At 60.8% G+C, this 19,782-nt stretch carries 22 protein-coding genes; 13 read left to right on the top strand and 9 right to left on the bottom strand.

From position 1 onward, the window contains the following. Positions 1-5: 5 nt before the first annotated feature. Positions 6-614 (bottom strand): LysE/ArgO family amino acid transporter, encoded by a 609-nt coding sequence (locus NL154_RS11655; RefSeq protein WP_221153516.1) that lies wholly within the window; start codon positions 612-614, stop codon positions 6-8. Positions 615-714: 100 nt separating this feature from the next. On the opposite strand from NL154_RS11655, the gene NL154_RS11660 reads away from it, so the two are divergent. Further along, on the top strand, positions 715-1,608 hold the full coding sequence (locus NL154_RS11660; RefSeq protein ID WP_221145292.1) for a LysR family transcriptional regulator ArgP: 894 nt from the start codon (positions 715-717) through the stop codon (positions 1,606-1,608). A gap of 137 nt (positions 1,609-1,745) precedes the next feature. On the opposite strand, the gene greA is transcribed toward NL154_RS11660, so the two are convergent. Then, entirely contained in the window at positions 1,746-2,228 is a 483-nt protein-coding gene (greA, locus tag NL154_RS11665; protein WP_434732686.1) for a transcription elongation factor GreA, read from the bottom strand. A gap of 242 nt (positions 2,229-2,470) precedes the next feature. Here greA and NL154_RS11670 point away from each other — a divergent pair, with 242 nt between their 5' ends. Continuing rightward, the gene (locus tag NL154_RS11670; RefSeq protein ID WP_434732687.1) at positions 2,471-3,190 is read left to right on the top strand and encodes an MgtC/SapB family protein; all 720 of its coding nucleotides are present in this window, start codon (positions 2,471-2,473) and stop codon (positions 3,188-3,190) included. A gap of 23 nt (positions 3,191-3,213) precedes the next feature. Here NL154_RS11670 and NL154_RS11675 read toward each other — a convergent pair whose 3' ends face one another. From NL154_RS11675 to NL154_RS11705, 7 genes are all read right to left on the bottom strand, one after another. After that, the gene (locus NL154_RS11675; RefSeq protein ID WP_210630956.1) at positions 3,214-3,399 is read right to left on the bottom strand and encodes a DUF3008 family protein; all 186 of its coding nucleotides are present in this window, start codon (positions 3,397-3,399) and stop codon (positions 3,214-3,216) included. 85 nt (positions 3,400-3,484) lie between these two features. After that, positions 3,485-3,646 carry a DUF2945 domain-containing protein gene (locus NL154_RS11680; protein WP_405048788.1) on the bottom strand — a complete coding sequence of 54 codons (162 nt, stop codon included), beginning with the start codon at positions 3,644-3,646 and terminating at the stop codon, positions 3,485-3,487. 50 nt (positions 3,647-3,696) lie between these two features. Then, positions 3,697-3,930, bottom strand: a complete 234-nt coding sequence (locus NL154_RS11685) for a DUF2171 domain-containing protein (protein ID WP_434732688.1) — start codon at positions 3,928-3,930, stop codon at positions 3,697-3,699. Between the two features lie 459 nt (positions 3,931-4,389). After that, a complete protein-coding gene (locus NL154_RS11690) occupies positions 4,390-5,016 on the bottom strand; it encodes a hypothetical protein (RefSeq protein WP_434732689.1) in 627 nt (208 codons plus the stop codon). A gap of 36 nt (positions 5,017-5,052) precedes the next feature. Next, a complete protein-coding gene (locus tag NL154_RS11695; RefSeq protein ID WP_210630952.1) occupies positions 5,053-6,447 on the bottom strand; it encodes a selenium-binding family protein in 1,395 nt (464 codons plus the stop codon). Positions 6,448-6,755: 308 nt separating this feature from the next. Beyond that, positions 6,756-7,202 (bottom strand): DUF1184 domain-containing protein, encoded by a 447-nt coding sequence (locus tag NL154_RS11700; RefSeq protein ID WP_434732690.1) that lies wholly within the window; start codon positions 7,200-7,202, stop codon positions 6,756-6,758. 115 nt (positions 7,203-7,317) lie between these two features. Further along, a complete protein-coding gene (locus NL154_RS11705) occupies positions 7,318-8,004 on the bottom strand; it encodes a TetR/AcrR family transcriptional regulator (protein ID WP_221153514.1) in 687 nt (228 codons plus the stop codon). Between the two features lie 139 nt (positions 8,005-8,143). Between NL154_RS11705 and NL154_RS11710 the strand changes: the two genes are divergently transcribed. The 11 genes from NL154_RS11710 to NL154_RS11760 all read left to right on the top strand — a co-directional run bounded on the left by NL154_RS11710 (position 8,144) and on the right by NL154_RS11760 (position 19,755). Then, positions 8,144-8,872, top strand: coding sequence for a hypothetical protein (locus NL154_RS11710; protein ID WP_434732691.1), 729 nt, complete (start codon positions 8,144-8,146; stop codon positions 8,870-8,872). A gap of 84 nt (positions 8,873-8,956) precedes the next feature. After that, positions 8,957-10,375 (top strand): Dyp-type peroxidase, encoded by a 1,419-nt coding sequence (locus tag NL154_RS11715; protein ID WP_434732692.1) that lies wholly within the window; start codon positions 8,957-8,959, stop codon positions 10,373-10,375. A gap of 24 nt (positions 10,376-10,399) precedes the next feature. After that, positions 10,400-11,518 carry a DUF4331 family protein gene (locus NL154_RS11720; RefSeq protein ID WP_434732693.1) on the top strand — a complete coding sequence of 373 codons (1,119 nt, stop codon included), beginning with the start codon at positions 10,400-10,402 and terminating at the stop codon, positions 11,516-11,518. A gap of 2 nt (positions 11,519-11,520) precedes the next feature. Continuing rightward, positions 11,521-12,300: an acetoacetate decarboxylase gene (locus NL154_RS11725; RefSeq protein WP_434732694.1), complete on the top strand. Its 780-nt coding sequence runs from the start codon at positions 11,521-11,523 to the stop codon at positions 12,298-12,300. A gap of 63 nt (positions 12,301-12,363) precedes the next feature. Next, complete coding sequence (locus NL154_RS11730) at positions 12,364-13,152, top strand: SDR family NAD(P)-dependent oxidoreductase (protein WP_434732695.1); 789 nt, start codon at positions 12,364-12,366, stop codon at positions 13,150-13,152. After that, the gene (locus tag NL154_RS11735) at positions 13,149-14,186 is read left to right on the top strand and encodes a tetratricopeptide repeat protein (protein ID WP_434732696.1); all 1,038 of its coding nucleotides are present in this window, start codon (positions 13,149-13,151) and stop codon (positions 14,184-14,186) included. The genes NL154_RS11730 and NL154_RS11735 overlap by 4 nt, the downstream gene beginning before the upstream one ends. Positions 14,187-14,260: 74 nt before the next feature. Beyond that, positions 14,261-15,550: an NAD(P)/FAD-dependent oxidoreductase gene (locus NL154_RS11740; protein WP_434732697.1), complete on the top strand. Its 1,290-nt coding sequence runs from the start codon at positions 14,261-14,263 to the stop codon at positions 15,548-15,550. 127 nt (positions 15,551-15,677) lie between these two features. Beyond that, a complete protein-coding gene (locus tag NL154_RS11745) occupies positions 15,678-16,919 on the top strand; it encodes an NAD(P)/FAD-dependent oxidoreductase (protein WP_434732698.1) in 1,242 nt (413 codons plus the stop codon). 110 nt (positions 16,920-17,029) lie between these two features. Beyond that, positions 17,030-17,656 carry an urease accessory protein UreH domain-containing protein gene (locus tag NL154_RS11750; protein WP_434734086.1) on the top strand — a complete coding sequence of 209 codons (627 nt, stop codon included), beginning with the start codon at positions 17,030-17,032 and terminating at the stop codon, positions 17,654-17,656. A 114-nt stretch (positions 17,657-17,770) separates the two neighbouring features. Continuing rightward, complete coding sequence (locus tag NL154_RS11755) at positions 17,771-18,664, top strand: DUF2092 domain-containing protein (RefSeq protein ID WP_434732699.1); 894 nt, start codon at positions 17,771-17,773, stop codon at positions 18,662-18,664. Further along, positions 18,664-19,755: a hypothetical protein gene (locus NL154_RS11760; RefSeq protein WP_434732700.1), complete on the top strand. Its 1,092-nt coding sequence runs from the start codon at positions 18,664-18,666 to the stop codon at positions 19,753-19,755. Before NL154_RS11755 ends, NL154_RS11760 begins: the two co-directional genes overlap by 1 nt. Positions 19,756-19,782 lie beyond the last annotated feature (27 nt).

Below are 19,782 nucleotides of genomic sequence, written 5' to 3' on the forward strand. Positions count from 1 at the left end.
TCGGCTCATATCCCACCTATCAGCTTGAAAGCTATAATCCACATCGTCGCCGCGACGAGCGTCTCGAGCATCCGCCAGGAGGCTGGCCTGGAGAAGATTGGCCGCAGCCACATTGCGCCATATCCGAGCGCAAAGAAAAACAGGAAGGAGCCGGTCACGGCGCCTGCGGCAAACGAAGCCTGCTGCCCCGGATACCGCGTCGATATCGTACCGAGCAGCACCACCGTGTCGAGGTAGACATGCGGATTGAGCCAGGTCAGCGCGAGGCAGGTCGCAAGCGTACGGCAAAAGCCTGTCGTTTCGGCTTCCGCCGCTGTCAGCACAGCGGACGACCGTAAGGCGGAATAGAGGCTCTTGGCTCCGTACCAGGCCAGAAACGCGGCTCCCCCGTACCGCATGACCGGATCGAGCCAGGGCACGAAGCCGACGATCTGCTGGAGGCTGGTGACGCCGAGCATGATCAGTGCCGCGTCGGATAAGGCGCAGGTGAGGCAGACGGCGAAGACATGTTCATGGCGCAGGCCCTGGCGAAGGATGAAGGCGTTCTGCGCGCCGATCGCCACGATCAGGCTGAGCCCCATCATCAGGCCTGTAACATAAATCGAAAAATTCATCGTTTCAGCAACACGTCTCAGCTTCGATGAAGTTGCGGTATCGCCTGAAATTGGCTTAGTCTAATTAATCTGTCTTATCCCAATTAAGAGAAATTAATCCATGCTCGACTATCCCGCTCTTCGCGCCGTTGCAACCGTCGCCCAGACCGGCAGCTTCGAAAGGGCGGCGACCCTGTTGAACGTGACGCCTTCGGCGGTCTCGCAGCGGGTCAAGCAGCTCGAAGAACGCCTCGGCGTCATCCTGATCGCCAGAGGCACCCCCTGTACCGCAACCGAAAAGGGTGAATGGCTCTGTCGCCACATCGAGAATGTCGGCATGCTCGAGGCCGAGCTTTTCGGGCAGCTGCCGGCTCTTGTCGATCCCGACGAGCCACGCCAAAGGGTCACGCTTCAGATCGCGACCAACGCCGACAGCCTCGGCACATGGTTCGTGGAGGCCATGTCGAATTTCTCCAAAACCTCGTCCTATCTGTTGAATGTCGCCGTCGACGACCAGGATCACACCGCCGAATGGCTGCAGCGAGGACGGGTGATCGCAGCCGTCACCAGCCTGGAGAAGCCGATCCGGGGGTGCCGGCGTTTCGCGCTTGGAACTCTTCGTTACAACGCCACCGCGACACCCGATTTTGTCGCCCGCCACTTCCCGGACGGCGTGACGTCGGAGGCGATCCGAAACGCTCCGGCCCTGACCTTCAACCAGAAGGACAGGCTTCAGAGCAACTGGGTAAGGCAGACTTTCGGCCAAGATCTGGACTACCCCACACATTGGCTGCCCTCGCCGCAAAGCTTCGTCGAGGCCACCCTTTCCGGCATGGGATGGGGAATGAATCCGACCCAGCTCACCCGCGAACATTTCGCATCAGGACGGCTGGTCGAGCTTGTTGCCGACACGCCGCTGGACGTCCCACTCTACTGGCAGATAAACCGCCTCGCCGCCGACCGCCTGGCGGAGTTGACGCGCGAAGTCGTCGCCGTGGCGAAGCGCTGTCTTTAATTCCGTCAGGCATGCCTCTTCTTCAGGCTCCACCGCGGCAGAGATACTCTTCGATTGGAGCGATCACACGTAGGCCGTGCGGCTGCCGAGGTTCGACGAAATTCTTCGTACCGATCCGCTCGCTTTGACGAGCTTCTCTAGGAGATGGCGATGATCTCCAGCTCCTGGCCGCTTGTCTCCATCACATCGCCGACAGCCCTCCCCATCAGCAGCTGCGCCACCGGAGAGACGTAGGAAATCGATCCGGCCTTGGGATCTGCTTCGTCTTCGCCGACGAGCCGATAGGTCTGCACGCGTCCGTCGTCGCGGCTGAAAGTGACCGTACTGCCGAAGGCAACCAGGTCGGCTGACGTTGGGTCAGGCATGAGTTGGGCCGTGCGAAGTCTGGCCGATAAGTATCGTAGATCACGCAAAGGATTGGCAGCTTGGCGCCGCCGTTCGTTTACGTCTTCGATGGCGCTCGTCGCATCATAAGCCGCGCGCGCCTGCTGAAACTGCAGTTCGAGAGCCTTCAACCCGGCTTGCGTGACGAGGTTCGGATGCGGCGAAATTGCCCGGTCCGGCAACAGGGTTTCCGAAGCGGTTTCGAAACTCTCTTCCTTGGTGAAGGCAACAGCCAATCAATGACTCCATTTTAGACGCTACGCGCTCTTATGGTTAGTGTGGATGGTCCCAGTCCGGAACCATACACCGATGGCCGACAAACCGCCAATCTTGCCCTGTTGCAAACGTCTACGGCCCAGAGGCGCCCCGGGAACGTCCGGGCCGACACCGCGTTTATCTCAACCGGATGTACTGTAGCGCAGGAGGAACGAATGCCCGGCCAGCAGCGAAAGAGCGGCGACACAGTCAGGATCAGACCATGCCTTCATTCCTGACGGAAGCGATGCCGCTGACGCCAAGCTGGTGGGAGATCGCCTTGCGGATCATACTGACGGTGATCGCGGGCGGACTGATTGGCCTCGATCGCGAGCGCGGCGGTCACCCGGCGGGCTTCAGGACTACTATCCTGGTGGCTCTTGCCGCCTGCCTGGCGATGATCCAGGCAAACCTCCTTCTATCGACCTACGGAAAAACCTTTAGTTATTTCACGCAGATGGACGTCCTGCGCTTTCCCCTCGGCGTGCTGACGGGCGTCGGCTTCATCGGCGGCGGCGCGATTCTGAGACGTGGCGACACGATGACCGGCGTCACCACGGCCGCTACCATGTGGTTCATGACCGTCGTCGGTCTCTGCTTCGGCGGTGGCCAGATCCTGACCGGGACGGTGGCGACCGCCGTCGCCTTCATCGTCTTGTCGCCAATGAAGCAGCTGGATATGTGGCTGCGTTGCGAACAGAAGGCAACACTCGTCATTCACAGCTCCGAAGCCGACTTGCCGGAATTATCGGAGGTGCTTGGACCGCTAGGTTGCGTTGCGCTGTTCGTTTCTTTTGGACAGACCAGCGAGGGCCGCCCTGGCGTCACGCTCGAACTGCGATGGATGTCCAAAAACCGCGACGCCTCCGCCCGCGCGATTTTCGATGCTGTTTCAGAGTCCTATCATGTCGCAGGATTTTCCATGCATTCGACTTCGACGTAACGAACTCGCAGGCTGTCGCACGATCATTTGGAAACATGCTGGGGTTTGCCCTTTGTCTTGGTCGATGCGAATTCCTCGAGCTGTTTTTCGCTCATGCTTTTTTCCATCTGCTTCGAAGCACCCTTGAGTTCTTTCTTGGGCGTCTCTCCGCGTTTGGCTGAAAGTGCGGCGCCCGCCGCCTTTTGCTGGGCCTTGGATTTGGCTGGCATTTCAATCTCCTCTCGTCCAGACGAGGCATGCCGACATCAATGTTTCCTGAGTTCCTCAGACTTGTGAGCGGCGCACTTCCCCGATTTATCGCTCTCGAACGATATATCGCGGGCTTTCCGCCGACGCCTTCACCATATGGCACTTGATCTTCGTCTGGCTGGTCTGTTTACTGGTCACTCTGTCCTCGGTGCTTCCCTGGCTGGTATCCCAGCTCACTTTGTCGCCCTTCTGCAATTGTCGCGTCATGGCGGCTCCTTGGAGAGGAAGCTGCGACCTGAGCCGCAGCCTGCCACTCCTCAATTGATGGTTGCCCACTGGCTGCGGACATCTCTGGCGTTCTTCGACAGGTGGACATGGGCATCGACGTGATCGACCCAGTCAATCGGGATCAGATGGTGTTTGCCGTCCTCCGAGTCGGACTTCCTCAACTTGATGCGGGTCGGACCATCAAGATGATCCACCGTCCCGACGTGAGTGCCGTCAGCCGTCAGAACTTCCATATGTTCACGGATCTGGTCTGCGGAAATCATCATTTCCTCCTTTGCGTCACTGGCAGTTACCTGGTCGCAACGATGGGGAACGGAGTTGGTTCCAAGCCATATCGCCGCATACCGAAGGTGCAGTTGAATGCTTCATCCCCCGTGACAACGAGTGCGGCGACCGGCGAGATAGCAGATCGCGCCGGGAAAATTCCAGTTGGCTGTGGTTCGGCATGTCAGCTCAGTTTGGCTCATTGGAGTGAGGGGCAAGGCTGAGCGCTGCGCTAACCGTTTTCCCGCGGCTACCTGGGGCACTCTTCATTACACGATCGACAATTGCTTCTCGGCCTTACCCCAGGAGGACGACGCCAAGATCCTACGTCCCAAACATGGAATAGACGCTCGGCGATGCCTACACCGAGCCGGCCACTGATGTCCGCGGTTACATCAGCGACGTGAAGGCGCAAGATTGGGCGCGTCCCCGCCCACGACCGCGGTCACAGCACAGGTTCATTGGACGAGAAGCACGATGCCGGTCGCGCTCAGCGCCACGGTCCAGAGGCGATCAAAGTTGATCCATGCCGAGCGGAGTGCCGCAAGGCCGAGCCATTCGAAGACGGCGATCGCCACCACCGCGACGACGGCCAGCATTGCCGCGCCATGTACGGCAACGGCGGCAAGCGCGATCGGCAGCGAACTCGCGGTTGCAAGATCTCCCGCTCGATCCGCCACGCATAGGCTGAGTACCGCGGGAACCAGCATCAAGCCCGCCCCGTGGCTCGTTGCCATCAGGAAGGACCAGAGGCCAAGGCCTGCCATGCCGGCGCGCATGCCGACCCTCACCCGGGGGCGGTGCCCGTAAAGCACGCCGTAGGCAGCGACGCTGAGAATGAGCAGTGCCGCGACGAGCCTGAAATGGTGCGGCTCTAATACCGCGCCGAATGTGACGACCACCACCAGTGTGAGAGCGGCGGAGATGGCATGACCCACGGCAATTGGAGCAAGCGACAACCAGACGGTCCGGCGGCTCTGGCGGTGAAGCCCCAGGGCGACCGCAAAGAGCCAGCCCATCGCCGGATTAATGCCGTGAAAGGCGCCGAGACCGACAATCGAAAGCCATGGCCAGACGGTCGTCATTCGCCCTGAGAAGACCGCACTGTCGCCTCCTCCTCCCTATGGATAACAATAGGAATCGGACGAGCAGTCGCCGCCTTCGAGGCGGACCTGATGCGGGCGGTGGCCCTTCGGCCAGTCGACGAAAAAGTTCTCGTCGAAGGCGATGCCGCCACCGTCGCCGACATCGAGTTTGACCATCCATCCGTCGATGCCGTCAGGGTAGAATTGCGGATCGATGGCGCCATAGAGCGAATTGGTGAAATAGATCCGCTTGCCGTCGCGGCTGATCTCCACCATCTGTGGCCCACCGTTCAGCGCTCCGTTTACAGCCTTCGGATGGGAGGTACGCGAAACGATCCCGCCGATCCGCACTCGGCCCGTTTCTTTCGGCGCGAAGGGATCGGAAACGTCATACTGGATCATATCGCCGGTGCCCCAACACGAGACGTAGAGAAAACGGTCGTCCATCGACAGGTCGATGTCAGTAACGAGCGGCGCCACGGCGCTGAACCCCTTGAGTACGGGAGGTAGCAAATCCGGGTCCGCCGGCTCCGCCGGAATCTCGATCACTTTCCTCACAGCCCACCGGTCTCCATCGCGATACCATGTCCAGATCGAGGCCGAGAGGTCCTTGAGGCTGATGACACAGCCGACAAAACCATAGGCCTTGGTCGGATCATGAGCCGGGCGCAGCTCGAAGACGAGCTGGTGCTCCTCGCCGAAATCGATCTCTTGCAGGTGCTTGCGCTTGTGCAGATCCCAGAAATGCAATCGGCGGCCATATTTCGAGCCGAGCAACACCTCGGGAACCAGCCCGTTCTCGAATGTATCCGGCGTGCCCCATTCGCTGGTGATCATCGTATCGTGACCGAGATGCCACCAGAAATCATAGGCAAGCTTCTGCGGCCCACGATCCATTTCCCACTGCCCGAGCACGTCGAAACTCTGGTGATCCAAGAGGAAGATGCCGCCTGGCGCCTTGCCGTCGCGATCGGCGAGCGCATTGATGTAAATTCCCTCGGGTCCGCAGTGGGTCGTGTGCAACCGGGAATAGTTCGCCTTCTCGGCAATCTCCGAAGGCTCGATCACGCGAATGATCTTGGGATTGCGCGGATCCGGCTTGGTGTCGATGATGTGCAGACGCGAGGACCGCAAGCCCGGCACCACCAGATACCGCCGCTCGACATGCGGATGCGGCGCATTGGGGCAAAGACAGGACGAGCAGGCATTCCAGCCGAAATGGTGAAGCTCGTCGCCAAGGTTTGGCATCTCGACCTGTCCGACAATCTGCGAATAGCTTGAAGACGCCGGGTCGACGTCGACGACGGCGATTGCATCCGGTCGCCTTCGCTCTGGGTCGAACGCTGCAACATAGGCGAGCGTTTCCTTTGGAGCCTTGGCCGCCATGCGCGGTGATGGATAGAAGGAAGGATCGGGTCGCCACGTCGCCATCTCCATTCTCCCTGCTGGTATTCCCCATGCGTGGATCCTGATGCAGGCTCTGTTGATGCGGCAAAAACGCGTCGGAAATACGGCCTATCGGCCTTATTTCTTCGATTGAACGCTTGAAGCGCCTTACCGCCAAAATTGGATATACACGACGATCGTAGCGAGCGCGCTCAGGCCCGAACCGATCGATCGTGCCGCAGTCACGACGTTCCCTCATACGCTGTATGTTGGGGAGAGCGCGCGACAGGGATTCGAACTGTTGCGAGCAATCCGCGCAAGGAAATGCTCGCAAGCTGATCTCATCGGCGAAACTATCCACCAGAGCGGCGATCTGCCGATAGCTCGACCCGGCACGCCTCGCCGAATTCGAGTAGAACGTTCAATGCGCCTGATCTAGCCATACCCTTGATCTCAGAGAGGGAGCGGTTGGGAGCCAGATAAGTCTCGACAATCCTCTCCATCACCAACTCGGCCGCGTCTACAACCGGGCGCGTGGAAAAGAGCCGCATCTGGGCCACTAACGCGTAACAGAAGACGAGATCGGAGACGTCGTCCTTCTGGTGGCTGATTGCGTCACCATAGAGCCGTGTGGCTTCAGCGATGAAATTGGAAAAAAGCTTTTCGCGCTTGGCCATCTCGGCGTCGCGCTGCTTTTCCCTGGCCTGTGATCGCTGAGTCGTCCAAGTGGTAACAAAGGAGGTCAGGCTGCCGATCGCGACGCCTGCGAGCCCCATCAGAGCAGATAGGTATTCGCTCAAGAGTTTGTCCTCTTAAAGGAAGCTAGCACGGCTATAACGACACCATGCCAAGCTATAGCAGCCGATCCTGCAAACCGGGCAGATGTCGGCATGTCGGGAGCGTGGCGAATTCTCTCTAGTCAGCGAGCGGAGGGCCCACCCACACGCCTGGCGGTATCGCCGGAATGTAATTTGCCAATCCGTTCAGCATCGCCTGCAAGACACTGTCGGTCAGTTCGCGTAGCGCTTCGGCTGGCCCCACGAGACGGTCCACCAACAGGAGCGTCAGGCCATGCAACTGCGACCAGAACACCAGGATGGCACCGTCGAGTTTGCTTTCGTTTTCGGCGGTGTGCGGAATCTCGCACCCCAAGGCGCCGCCGCTCATCGCATCCACGATCAGGGCTTTCATCCTGTAGGCAGCGGTCCTCTCTATCGCCGGACGGTCGCTATCCTGGCCCGTCAGGTAGCCGCCGAACATCAATCTGTAAAGCGCAGGATTATGAACGCCGCCACAGACGTAGGCGCCTGCCATGGCAGCCAGTCGCTCCCGCGGACTGCCAAGATCCCTGGTGGCTTTGGCCATCCGCTCTGCCAGAAGTTCGAACCCTACCGCCGAAACGGCGGCCAGCAGTTCACGCTTGTCGGCGAAGTGCTTATAGGGCGCATTATGGCTGACGCCCGCCCGCCGGGCGAGCTCCCGGAGGGAGAACTCCGTGCTCTGGGATTCGCTTAGAACTTCGAGGGCCGCATCAACGATGGCCCTGTGGAGATCCCCGTGATGGTAGGGGCGCTGATCTGCGGTCGAGTTGTTCCTGCTCATACTCATCCATTAGGTTGCAATGTTGTCCATGTCAACATTTTGTGATCGACCCGATGTTGACATTGTCCACTCTACACCATAAGTGGGCATTGTCAACATCGGGCAACGCCCGTGAAACCCATCCAGATTGGAGATTCAGATGAACGATCAAGAGCGCAGCTTGGGAAGGACGTCAGAGACCAGCTCCGGCGGTGCCAAATGGGATCTAAGGCACCCGGGCCTGCTCATGAAGGACGGTGAGCGCGAGGTGCACGAGTTTATGGGCATGTGGCCGCTCAAGCCGGATGCCGATCTCGTCAAGCTGACGAATACGCTTGCGTACAATGAGTTCTGGATGCCGCCCGTGTTGAATTTCGCGGAAGCAACAACGCTGCTCGGCCTGATCAGGGCGGCACGCTGGTTCGTCGGCACCAGCACCGAGTTCGGCCCCACTCTCTATTTCGTCTCGCAGTTCGACAGCAGCCTCGACAAGTATTTCGATGACTTCGTTCTCAATGGCAGGGAGAATCTCGAGTGCATCTGGGGCCAGTGCATCGGCTGCCCCACCGGCCCGCAGGCAACCGCATATGACATTGTGCAGTATATCGCGCGCGGCCAAATCAAGACGCTCGCCTGCTACGACGCTTTCCCCAGCCTCAGCAATAGCCAGATCGAGAAGCAGGCCGATTGGTATGCAAAGACGCAGAAGTTCCAGCGCGCAGTCGCCCAAGGCGACGGCAGTCTCGAAGACAAGGTCAATGCCTTCCTTAGCGAGCTGACTCAACCCTTCGATCATGTTCGCAGCGCTGCCGCGATCGACACTGATGTAGGCAATCAGCCGCAGTTCACGGACGTGCCCGAGCGGCTGGGTCTGAAAAAGGCGGCATAACTGCTGCCCTCAGGATCGACGCAAGAACCCGCCTCTCTGCGTCGATCCCCAGAATTTCGGCGACCCGCCCACAAGGAGTCCAACATGCTCGCCACAACATCTTCGCCGATTTTGACGTCCGCTGATCTCAAAGCCAATCTGTCGGACATCCAAGACAACATCGTTGCGCCCATACTGATGCGGTACGGACGCCACGTCTTTATCAAGTTCACCGATGGCGTGAGAGCGCGCACCTGGCTCCGCGAGATATTCAATCGAGTCAACGCCCGGTCCGAGGAACATGGCACACGCTTCACCGTCAATATCGGCTTCACCTATGAAGGGCTGAAGGTGCTCGGATTGTCCCAGCGCTCGTTGGATACCTTTCCGCAAGCGTTCCAAATGGGTATCCGCGCCCGCGCATCTCTCGTGGGCGATGTGGGACCGAATTCGCCGCAGTTCTGGGAAGGTGGCCTCGGCACCGTCGACATCCATGCGATGGCATATTTTCGCACGGATTCTGAAGAGGGTCGGGAAGAGGCAACGGACATAATGCGGGCGGAGATGGACGCCACTGGTGGCGTGGAGGTTCGCTTCGTCCAGGACACGACCGCGCTCGCCAATGAAAACGGCATTGGTTCGGAGGGCGAACATTTTGGGTTTGCAGATCCCATTTCCCAGCCTCCCATCGAGGGAGCCGACGCCCCACATTATCCGGGTGACGGTGTGCTTGAACCCGATGGGACGTGGCGGCCACTCAAGCCAGGTGAGTTCTTGCTGGGTTATGAAGACGAGTCCGGCCTTAATAACGTACCGCGGCCTGAGCCCTTCGAGCTCCGCGTGAACGGAACGTTCATGGTGTTCCGCAAGCTCTATCAGGACGTGGCGGCCTTTCGCCGATACCTCGCCAGGGCTGCGAAGGGACTATACGATGCTGACGATCCGTATCATCAGGATCTCGTCGCAGCTAAGATGATGGGCCGCTGGCGAAGTGGCTGTCCCCTGGATCTGTCGCCGGAGACCGACGATCCCTCCATCGCATCCGATCCAATGCGTCGCAACAACTTCAGCTACGCCGGCGACGACCACGGCCAGCGGTGCCCGCTTGGCTCGCATTTGCGCCGGGTCAATCCTCGCGAGACGCCTTTGAAGCGCGCCACGACCGTGAGGCGACATCGCCTCATCCGGCGCGGCGTCGAGTATGGCCCCAGATTGCCGGGGGGCGTGCTCGAGGACGACGGCGTTGACCGTGGACTCGTCCAGCTTTTGATCCAGGCGGACATCGAACGCCAATTCGAGTTCATTCAGAAAGAGTGGATGGCCGGCGGCGAATTTATCGGACTTGACCGTGATGAGCGGGATCCGATCGCCGGCGTCGGTGGCGCCGGCTCGCAGATGATGGTGCCCGGCGCCAAACGGCCGTTCCTGTTCGATTTGCCGAACTTCGTGACCGTCAAGGGCGGTGAATACCTGTTCGTGCCCGGCGTCAACGCGCTCAAGGGCATCATCGAACAAAAATTCTGAAATCAACAAAACGAGATCAATTCAATGTCAGATCACTTCAGCGGCCCGTCGGTGATGGGCGATCCAGCGGTGGACATCACGGATTTCTACGCTTTCCCCAGCCCAGACCGTCCTGGGAATCTCGTCCTGATCATGAACGTGTTTCCGATGGCAACGGCGCAGGCCTTCTTCACCGATGTCGTCACCTACCGTTTCAGACTGCGGCCGCTCTTCCGATCGGCCGGCAAATTCCTGCACGGCCCGGCGGAACATACGATCGACGTTCGCTTCCGAGATGTGCCAAGCGTGACTGCGGTTCAGAAAGGGACCGTCATCACCTCGGACGGGCGCGAGGCGGACTTCGTTACTGGCGAATCCTTGGAACTGGACGGCATGCGAGTCTTCGCGGGACTTGTCAGTGACCCCTTCTTCATGGACGTCGAGGCCACCATCCGCACTGACCTTTCGGGCAAGCTCTGCTTCAGCGAGAAAGGTACGAATACCGTACAGTTTCGCGACGTGCTGTCGATCGTAGTCGAGGTCGAGGCAGCCTCGATTGTCGACCGTTTCGAAGGTATCACGCTCATTGCCGCCGTGGCGGAAACCATTGTCGCGCGGCGCGGCAAGCCCATCCGGCTCGAACGGGTCGGCCGGCCGGAAATCAAGAACGTGCTGCTGTCCAACGCGACGCGCGACCCGAAGGGTGTCGAACTTCGCGACCTCTACAACAGGGAGGACGCGTTTTCCCTCTCCCGGGATTATCGGCCGCTCTACGAGGCGCGTCTGGCTGCGACCCTCGCGTTCTTCGATGCACTCGACGGCGCGACTGCGTGGCCGCCGGCTGCCGATGGGCGCCACCCCGCACTCGATTTGCTGATGGAAGACTACCTGGTCTTGGATCTTTCAAGTCGCTTCGCGACCGGCGGGTTCCTGGAGATCGAACGCGCGACGCTCGAGCATAGACCTCACGTGACCGCCGGCGGCCGCTGGCTCGACGACGACATCCTGGATGAGATGCTGACGCTCTTCGTCAACAGCGGCCGCGGCAAGCGGCTGGGCGACGGGGTCGACGGCCCGACCAAGCCTGCGGCTCTGGTCTTTCCCTACGTGCGCGAGCCGAACCGGCGCGAGGATCTTCCCATGCCCGCATTTGTGGAGAATTGAACATGGACAACGTCAAAGGCAATGGCAGCACCGACTGGTTCCTTCAGTATCCAGTGATGTCGACCCTAAGACCCAGCTACCCGCGCGGGCCCTGGCACTACAAGGACATGCATCAGCTCATCGTCACCTACGAGAGCACCGAGGAGGCCGTGCGCGCCGTCGTTCCAAGGCCCCTCGAGCCCGCCGAGGGAAACCGCGTCACCATAGAATGGCGGAACATGACCGAAGTCAGCGGATTCGGACCGTATGTCGAGATCGGCCATTCGGTCGACTGCACCTTCGAGTGCAGGCCGGTGACGTACGTCTTCCAGGCGTTCCTCAACAGCGAGTCGCCGACGCTCGCCGGCCGCGAGATCCTCGGCTTTCCGAAGCGGCACGGTGAGCCCGAGCTGAAGGCGGTCCGGGAGGTGCTGACCGGCACCCTCTCTTATGGCGGCACGCAGGTCGCGCTCGCGACCATGCCGTATCGCTCGGTCGATCTTTCGGACCGCCTTCCCGAAATCGAGCAGGAGCTGCAGGGGCCTCAACTCGTGCTGAAGCTCCTTCCCGACGTGGACAACCACACGCCGAAGGTGGCGCAGCTCGTGAAGGTCAATCTCTACAACGTCCGATTGAAGGGCGCTTGGGGAGGACCCGCGGAACTGTTCATGGTCCCGCATGTCGGCTGCCCGGTTGCGGCGCTTCCTGTCGTGCGCGTCCTCGAAGGCCGCCAGCATCTCTGGGACATGACGCTCAGCGACGGAGAAGTCGTCCACGACTACCTGAAAGCCGAGCGCCGCTAGGTTTCATCAGCAAATCTCATGCGAGTGGAAAACCCTTCCACCGCCATCACAGGAGAATCGAACATGAATGAACTGAAGGGCAAGGGCGCCGTCGTCACCGGTGCCGCATCCGGCATCGGCAGAGCGATCGCGACCGCGTTCATCGAAGCGGGCGCGAGCGTGCTGCTGTGCGATCTCAACGCAAAGGCGCTGGACGATGTCACCCTCGAACTGGGCGATCGCGCCATTGGTCGCATTACCGACGTTTCCGACGAGGGACAGGTCGAGGGAGCGCTGCGGCAAGCCCGCGAAACCTTCGGATCCTTGGACATAGTGGTCAACTGTGCAGGATTCGGTGCGATCACGCCAATCACCGAGCTGACCGCCGACAAGTGGCATTCCGTCCAGTCCGTGACGCTCGGCGGCGTCTTCTTTGGGGTCAAGCACGGCGCCCGCATCATGATTGAGCAGGGACGTCCGGGCGTAATCATCAATATCTCCTCGGTGAACGCGCGCCAAGCCGGCGAAGGCCAGGCGGCCTATTGCGCAGCCAAGGCCGGGGTGGACATGATCACCCGCTGCGGCGCCCTCGAGCTCGGCGGTCGCGGGATCCGGGTGGTCGGCATCGCTCCGGGTCTGGTGGAAACACCCTTGACCCGAAAGGAGCTTGAGAACCCTGCAATGCGCGACCTCTTCCTCGGCGTCATTCCGATGAACCGTGCCGTTGCAGCGGAAGAAATCGGCGCGGCCGCCGTATTTCTCGCGTCCGACAATGCGAGATCGATCAATGGCGATACGATCGCGATCGACGGCGGTTCGCTGACGCGGGGCTATCCGGCGCTGTTGACGGGTATCAAGGAAACCGCCGCATGACCAATGAGCCCCGGCGCTATACGAGCGGGCGGATCGCCGTCGCCAACCTGTCGGCCTCGATCGGCAGCCTCGAGCACGATCGCAGCAACGGTGCAGATCCGGAAAAGCTGCTGGCGCTCTCGAAGCTGCTTTTCCTCCGCGGCGACCTGCTGGGTCGCATCGCAGACCACGACCGCGCCGAGGCAATCGCCAACGAGGCCGTTGCCCTTACGCCCGGCTCCGCAAGAGCGCTCCATGTTCGCGCCCAGATCGCCGGTCGCTTCCACCTGTTCGAGAAAGCAAAAGGGCTTCTCGCCCAGGCGTATCTGGCCGGATACTCAAAACAGGAAATCGACGCAGAACGGGCTGCACTGCTGCAGGCGACGGGGCACTACAACGAAGCGCTGGTCTTGCGTGAAAGACTGGCGAAGCGCGAACCGGCGATCAATACGCTTTGTAGCCTCGCGACGTTGCTGGCGGAAATGGGTGACTGGGCCGCGGCGGAGGTCTGCTACGCGGATGCCGTCGCGGCCGACTACGGCATCTCCCCATTTCCATGCGGCCAACTTCTTTTCGAGTGGGGCGTGAGCGCGATGCGCCGCGGCGACCTGGACCGCGCGGAGGCAGTCTTTGCAGACCTCGAAGTGATCCTGCCTGCACACGTTCCAGGGCGCGGGCATCGAGCGGAAGTAGCGCTCGCGCGCGGAAAGCCGGATGTTGCGAAAGCTCTCGTCGCGTCGCTCGTCGAAACCTCCGATGACCCTGAGTATCGGGCGGTGCATGCGGAGATCCTCGATGCCCTTGGCGACGCCGGGGCGGCCAGGGAAGAAGCGAAGTGTGCGGCGGACGGATATGAACTGCTTCTGGCGCGTCGGCCTGAAGCCTATGCCGACCATGCGGCGGCTTTCTTCATGGGAATTGGAAATCGTCCGAAGCGGGCACTCGAGCTTGCTCTGGCGAATTTCAAGCTCCGCGACACGCCGAGATCGCGAAAGCTGCTTGCTCGTGCAAGCACCGCGGCCGAAGTCGCACCTGTTCGCGAGGTCGCGGTATGAACGCTCAGATATCCGCCAGGACGAACCGGACATCGCGTCGCAGGATTGTTGTCATCGGAGCCGGCTTCGCGGGCATGGCAGCAGTCCACGCGTTGCGCAACAGCGACGCGGACATCACGCTCGTCGACCGCAACAATCACCATCTCTTCCAGCCGTTCCTCTTTCAGGTCGCCACGTCAATCCTCGAGCCTGCGGAAATCGCCACGCCTATCCGCTCTCCACTGCACGAGCTGTCAAACGTCCGGGTGGAAATGCGAGAGGCGACGCGCATCGATCTGCGTCGCCGGGCCGTCCTCATGAACGAAGGCGACCCTCTGGCCTATGACATCCTCGTCGTCGCGACGGGAGCGCAGACAAGCTATTTCGGCCACGAGCTGGAATGGTCGCAGCATGCGCTTGGTTTGAAGTCGCTCGGAGACGCCGTCGCGGCCCGAAACCGTCTTCTAAGGGCATTCGAGCGTGCGGCACTTGAAACGGATCCCGCCAAACAGGCGCGCGACATGACGGTGGTTGTCGTGGGTGGCGGGCCGACGGGCGTCGCGATCACGGGCACGATCAGCGAGCTTACCCAAAGGACACTGGCATCCGACTTTCGAAACATCGACCTGCGCAAGACACGCATCGTGCTGGTCCAGGCTGGACCGAGATTGCTGCCCGCATTCAGCGAGCGACATTCGGCCTACGCCGCCCGCGCCCTGGAAGCTCAGGGTGTGGAGGTAAGGCTGGGCGCTCCCGTCACCGATGTTGACGCGATGGGCGTCACCGTCGGAGACGAACGCATCGAGGCGGCAACCGTCCTGTGGTGTACCGGCGTCGAGGGCGCGCCGGTGGCGCGCACGCTCGGCGCAAATGTCGAACCGAACGGAACGGTGGCTGTGCTGAATGATTTTTCGGTGCCCGGTCATCCCGACTGCTTTGTCATAGGTGATGCAGCCCATGTGGTCGGCCGTGATGGCCGGCCGGTGCCGGGCCTGGCATCGGTTGCGCAGCATCAGGGCCGATATGTCGGCAAAGTTATCGCCGCCCGGCTTGCAGGCACGGCCCCTCCGAAGCCCTACGAACCATTTGCGCCGAGCAAGCTCGCAACCATCTCCCGGCATGTCGGGGTCGCGGAATTTCGCGGCCGTTCGATCACGGGCTACCCCGCCTGGTTGATGTGGGGACTTCTGCATCTTCGAAGCCTGTCAGGCGGAGGCCATGCCAAGTTTTCCATCTTGGCAAGCTGGGCCCGGCTTCTGGTCACCTACCGTCGTAGTGGACGGCTGATCGTCGAACCGTCCGAGCTGGTGGGGCTTCGGACGCGCCCGGAAGTGGCTGAAGACACTTCAACTGAAACCTCGAACGTCGTCGTGCTTCGTCCATGACGAAATTTGGAGCAGATACATGCCAAAATCATCCATCATCTCCCATACGCTCGGTGAAACCGGTCCGCGGGAAGCTGTGATGACGGGGCCTCACCGCGTCCTCGTCATCGGCGGCGGAATAGCCGGTTTGGAAATTGCCTCCAGGCTGCCGAAACGCATCGGCAGCATGTCGGTTGCCGTGACGCTGGTCGACCGGGAGCCCGCCTACGTCTGGAAGCCGATGCTCCACACCATCGCTGCCGGAACGACTGACGTTTGGCAGCAGCAAACCTCCTATGTGGCCCAGGCCCGCAATTGCCGCTTCGTCTTTGAGCCTGGAGAACTAAAAGCAATCGACCGTCAGGAACATTCCGTCCGCCTCGGGGCGCTGGAGATCGATGGGCGCTGCATCTTGCCGGAACGGTCTCTTTCCTACGATACCCTGATCCTGGCAGCTGGCAGCCAGGCAAACGATTTCGGGACGCCAGGCGTGCGCGAGCATTGCCTGACCATCGACAGCCGGTCGCAGGCTATGAACTTCAACCGCCAAGTCATGGCGCTCATGCTCGAAACACTCGCTGCCGACGCCACATTGCGCATCGCGGTGGTGGGCGGCGGCGCCACGGGTGTCGAACTGGCCGCTGAACTGATCCAACTCACCGAGGTCACGGCCCACTATGGCGCCGCGGGGCTACGTGACCAAGTCAAGGTTACGCTCATTGAGGGTTCGCCCAATCTGCTGGGTGCGTTCCCCGATCGCGTCGCGATCTCCGCGCGAGAACGTTTGGAGAAGCTTGGCGTCACCGTTGTCACAGGCGCGCGGGTCGTCGCCGCGGAAGCCGACTGCCTTCGACTTGCGGATGGAGAGAAGATTCCTGCAGAGCTGAAGGTGTGGGCGGCCGGGGTGAAGGGTTCGGACGCCTGTGCAGCGCATGACGGCCTCGAATTGACGCGCAACAACCAGATCGTGGTGAAGCCCACTCTGCAGTCGACCGTCGATCCTGCAATCTTTGCGGTTGGCGACTGTTCGAGTCTTGCGGTTGTCGACGGGGGCAAGCCCCTGCCGCCGGCGGCACAGGTTGCACACCAGCAGGCGTCGCACCTGATCCGGCATCTTCCCGGTTGGCTGCAGGGCCGAGAGCTGCCGGCCTTCTCCTTCCATGACTTCGGTTCGATCGTGTCGCTCGGCGGCTACGGCGCCTATGGCTCGCTTGGACAATTCGGTCTGTTTACGGGCGGTTTTATCCGCGGACGCGCGGCTCAGCTCGGCCACATCCTCCTCTATCGCAGCCACCAGTCGCGCCTGCACGGCTTCTGGCGCGGCAGCCTGATCTGGCTGGCCGACATGATCAATTCCTGCGTCCGGCCACGCCTTCGATTGCCCGACTGATGATCGAGCGCAGTGGCCGCACAACCGCTCCTGGCCACGTTCGATCACGTCGCTGTCCCCCATGTGAATTCCACCGTCCAAAAGGCTACGAGATGACTCCCTTGTTTCTGATGACCCTTCTAGCCTCCGGGCTCTTTGCAGGCTTTGTTCACGTCGTTTCCGGCCCCGATCATCTTGCCGCCATCGCCCCCTATGCCGTCGATGCCAAAGCTCGGGCCTGGCGGACAGGAATTCGATGGGGAGTCGGACACAGTGCTGGCGTCGTTGGTGTGGGTTTGCTCGCGCTATTGCTGCGAGGCGCTCTCTCCATCGACATCGTCTCCGCATGGGGCGAGCGTTTTGTGGGCGTCATGCTATGCTGCATCGGAATCTGGGGACTACGGGCAGTATTTGCCGACCGGGCCGAATCTCATTTCCATGAGCATCGTCGGCGTTCGCATAGTCAACGGCACAAGCATCCAGCCTTTGCCGTTGGCACGGTGCACGGGCTCGCCGGGAGTTCGCACTTGCTCGGCATCGTGCCGGCGCTGGCATTGCCCACGAACACCGAGGCGGCAGCCTATCTCCTCGTATTCGGTCTCGGCACGATCGCAGCAATGGCGAGCTTTTCAACTTTCATCGGCTGGCTCGCAGGCCGGCCGGGCGCCCGCAGTGTCAAAGTGCAAAATACCCTCATGGCCTCGTTTTCAATATTCGCCATTGCCGTCGGAGGCGTGTGGTTCTGCCAGGGTATTTGATCATCCCAATCCTGAACCTCCGCAAACGCTTCAGCACGTAAACCACGTCAATTGGTGACAAACCGCATTGGTCCGTCTGGCATCAATGAATCTCTGAATACAAAGGAAATGAAAATGAAAATGTGCGATGGCTTGAACCAGCTCATATTGAAGGGCATGCGTCGCTTGATGGCCGCGAAGCCCATTATCGACGGTGCAGGCGTGCATGGCGTGTCTGCGATATTTCGGAATGTGGTTCAAACTGCCGCGTTCGGCGTTCTCGTGGGATTTGCCACGCTGCCGACAGCCCGCGCGGATGAGCCGGCGCCTCCGTTCAAGCCGGAGATTAGCGACGAGGCCGCGACTGCTATTTCGCAGATGGGAAAGACGCTGCATGCTAGGGACTTGTCGGTCACGGCAAGAACGGTCAGCGTCTACCTGGACGAATCCGGACAACCGCTTCATATCTTCCATACGATCAAAATCGCCGCCCGCCGGCCCGATCGGATCGCCGTCGAGTTCAGCGGCGATGACGGCAGACACGATCTATTTTACAACGGCAAGGAGGCCTCGGTCTTCTTTCCCGACAGCAAGAAATACATGACGATCCCCGCGTCGGGCGACACACTTTCCGCCCTCAACGAGATCGCAGACAAACTGGACCTCGATTTTCCGCTCGCTGTCCTTTTTGCAGGCTCTCCGGACGAAATTCTGCTGGACGATACCATGGCGGCCCGGCAGGTGGGCACGGCTACCGTCGACGGGATCGAGTGCCGGCATCTGCTGTTCTCGCAGAAGTCCGGGATCGATGTGGAATTGTGGGTCGAGAAGAATGATGCGGCGACGCCGCATCGCCTGATCGTCACCTACCCGTTGCTGCAGGGCCAGCCAAGCTTCGTTGCCGAATTCACCAGTTGGACGACAGACCGCCCCGTTTCCGACTCCGAATTCACGTTTGAGCCTCCTGCGGACGTGAAAAAGATCGACCCGACACCAGCCGTCAGGACAGGAACGGAAGGAAGCAAGTGATGAACTATCTGAAGCGCACCTGCGTCGCTTTTATAGCATTGACGGCCATCACATCGGGCGCTGCCTTCGGTCAGTTTGCGCCGCCGCCCGGCGGTCCGCCGCCCCTGCCGTCTGGAGGGCCACCCCATTTTCCGTCGGCAGGGCCTGGCGGCCCCCCACGTCCCCCGACGGGAATCCACGGCCGGCCGCCTGTGAGCGCGCAGAACCATCCGCCCGTGAACCCACGTACTCGTATGCCGGATATCGGCGGCGCAAGGGGGCGATTGGCGGAAGGCCCAGGCCGCAGAGGGAGCAGCCTGTCCGGAAATATTCGCAACACCCTGAACTCGGGCGGAAATATTTCCGGGAACCGCACCTTCATGAACTCCGGGGGCAATATCGTCGCGAAGGACTCAGGCAATCTCACCGTCAACAACTCAGCCGATCTCAAGGTCTCGGGCGATCGCAACGGATATTTTGGCCGCGGATACTATCATGGTGGAGACCATGGTCTCGGCGACTATAGTCGGGGAGAGTACGGCGGTGGAGACTACGGGCGTGGATACAGTCGCCGCGACGCCTACGTCCTGGGCGGATATGCGGCGGGCGTCGTCACGGGTGCGGCCGCCGCCTCGAACGCTGGCGGAAGGACGTATTATTCCTATGGAGATCAGTCCGGATCCTCTGCGGGTTCTTCCGGCGCAGCGTCATCGAGTTCTTCCCAAGGCAGCGCGACCTCTGCTAACGCGGCATCGTCGGGTTCATCTCACGGGGGGTCTTCGGTTTCATCTCACAACAGGTCTTCAGGCGCATCTGGCGGAGAATATGCAAGCTCTTCCGATCAAATTCGCTCCGGCCGGCCTGCTGGCAGCCGAGAGGGTGGGGCGAACCAGAGCGGCGGCAATGGCAGCTCCCAGTCTGTCAATCCTCTGATTGCCGGTCTTTTCGAGAGCCTGCCGCCGGAAGGAACGGTATGGACATCGGAAGATGCGGTCGGTTGGCTTCAGGCCGCGGCCGCCAATCTGCGGATCGTCTATAAGATCCAGGGAACCATCTTGATCACGGGCGAAGTCCCGCCGTCGGATTACAATCGCGTTCCTAGCGGAAATTAGATTCAGTTCAGCATGTGGAAAAGGTTG

Origin of the sequence: Rhizobium sp. YTUHZ044, assembly GCF_051123975.1 — a bacterium.
In the GTDB taxonomy this organism is placed as follows: domain Bacteria; phylum Pseudomonadota; class Alphaproteobacteria; order Rhizobiales; family Rhizobiaceae; genus Rhizobium.

Excerpts from the sequence above, each read along its gene's own strand:
- NL154_RS11660 (WP_221145292.1), top strand. The coding sequence starts at position 715 with ATGCTCGACTATCCCGCTCTTCGCGCCGTTGCAACCGTCGCCCAGACC.
- NL154_RS11755 (WP_434732699.1), top strand. The coding sequence starts at position 17,771 with ATGAAAATGTGCGATGGCTTGAACCAGCTCATATTGAAGGGCATGCGT.
- NL154_RS11695 (WP_210630952.1), bottom strand. The coding sequence starts at position 6,447 with ATGGCGACGTGGCGACCCGATCCTTCCTTCTATCCATCACCGCGCATG.
- NL154_RS11675 (WP_210630956.1), bottom strand. The coding sequence starts at position 3,399 with ATGCCAGCCAAATCCAAGGCCCAGCAAAAGGCGGCGGGCGCCGCACTT.
- NL154_RS11760 (WP_434732700.1), top strand. The coding sequence starts at position 18,664 with ATGAACTATCTGAAGCGCACCTGCGTCGCTTTTATAGCATTGACGGCC.
- NL154_RS11715 (WP_434732692.1), top strand. The coding sequence starts at position 8,957 with ATGCTCGCCACAACATCTTCGCCGATTTTGACGTCCGCTGATCTCAAA.
- NL154_RS11720 (WP_434732693.1), top strand. The coding sequence starts at position 10,400 with ATGTCAGATCACTTCAGCGGCCCGTCGGTGATGGGCGATCCAGCGGTG.
- NL154_RS11655 (WP_221153516.1), bottom strand. The coding sequence starts at position 614 with ATGAATTTTTCGATTTATGTTACAGGCCTGATGATGGGGCTCAGCCTG.
- NL154_RS11685 (WP_434732688.1), bottom strand. The coding sequence starts at position 3,930 with ATGATTTCCGCAGACCAGATCCGTGAACATATGGAAGTTCTGACGGCT.
- NL154_RS11680 (WP_405048788.1), bottom strand. The coding sequence starts at position 3,646 with ATGACGCGACAATTGCAGAAGGGCGACAAAGTGAGCTGGGATACCAGC.
- NL154_RS11740 (WP_434732697.1), top strand. The coding sequence starts at position 14,261 with ATGGCAGCAGTCCACGCGTTGCGCAACAGCGACGCGGACATCACGCTC.
- NL154_RS11690 (WP_434732689.1), bottom strand. The coding sequence starts at position 5,016 with ATGACGACCGTCTGGCCATGGCTTTCGATTGTCGGTCTCGGCGCCTTT.
- NL154_RS11670 (WP_434732687.1), top strand. The coding sequence starts at position 2,471 with ATGCCTTCATTCCTGACGGAAGCGATGCCGCTGACGCCAAGCTGGTGG.
- NL154_RS11705 (WP_221153514.1), bottom strand. The coding sequence starts at position 8,004 with ATGAGCAGGAACAACTCGACCGCAGATCAGCGCCCCTACCATCACGGG.
- NL154_RS11725 (WP_434732694.1), top strand. The coding sequence starts at position 11,521 with ATGGACAACGTCAAAGGCAATGGCAGCACCGACTGGTTCCTTCAGTAT.
- NL154_RS11730 (WP_434732695.1), top strand. The coding sequence starts at position 12,364 with ATGAATGAACTGAAGGGCAAGGGCGCCGTCGTCACCGGTGCCGCATCC.
- NL154_RS11750 (WP_434734086.1), top strand. The coding sequence starts at position 17,030 with ATGACCCTTCTAGCCTCCGGGCTCTTTGCAGGCTTTGTTCACGTCGTT.
- NL154_RS11710 (WP_434732691.1), top strand. The coding sequence starts at position 8,144 with ATGAACGATCAAGAGCGCAGCTTGGGAAGGACGTCAGAGACCAGCTCC.
- NL154_RS11735 (WP_434732696.1), top strand. The coding sequence starts at position 13,149 with ATGACCAATGAGCCCCGGCGCTATACGAGCGGGCGGATCGCCGTCGCC.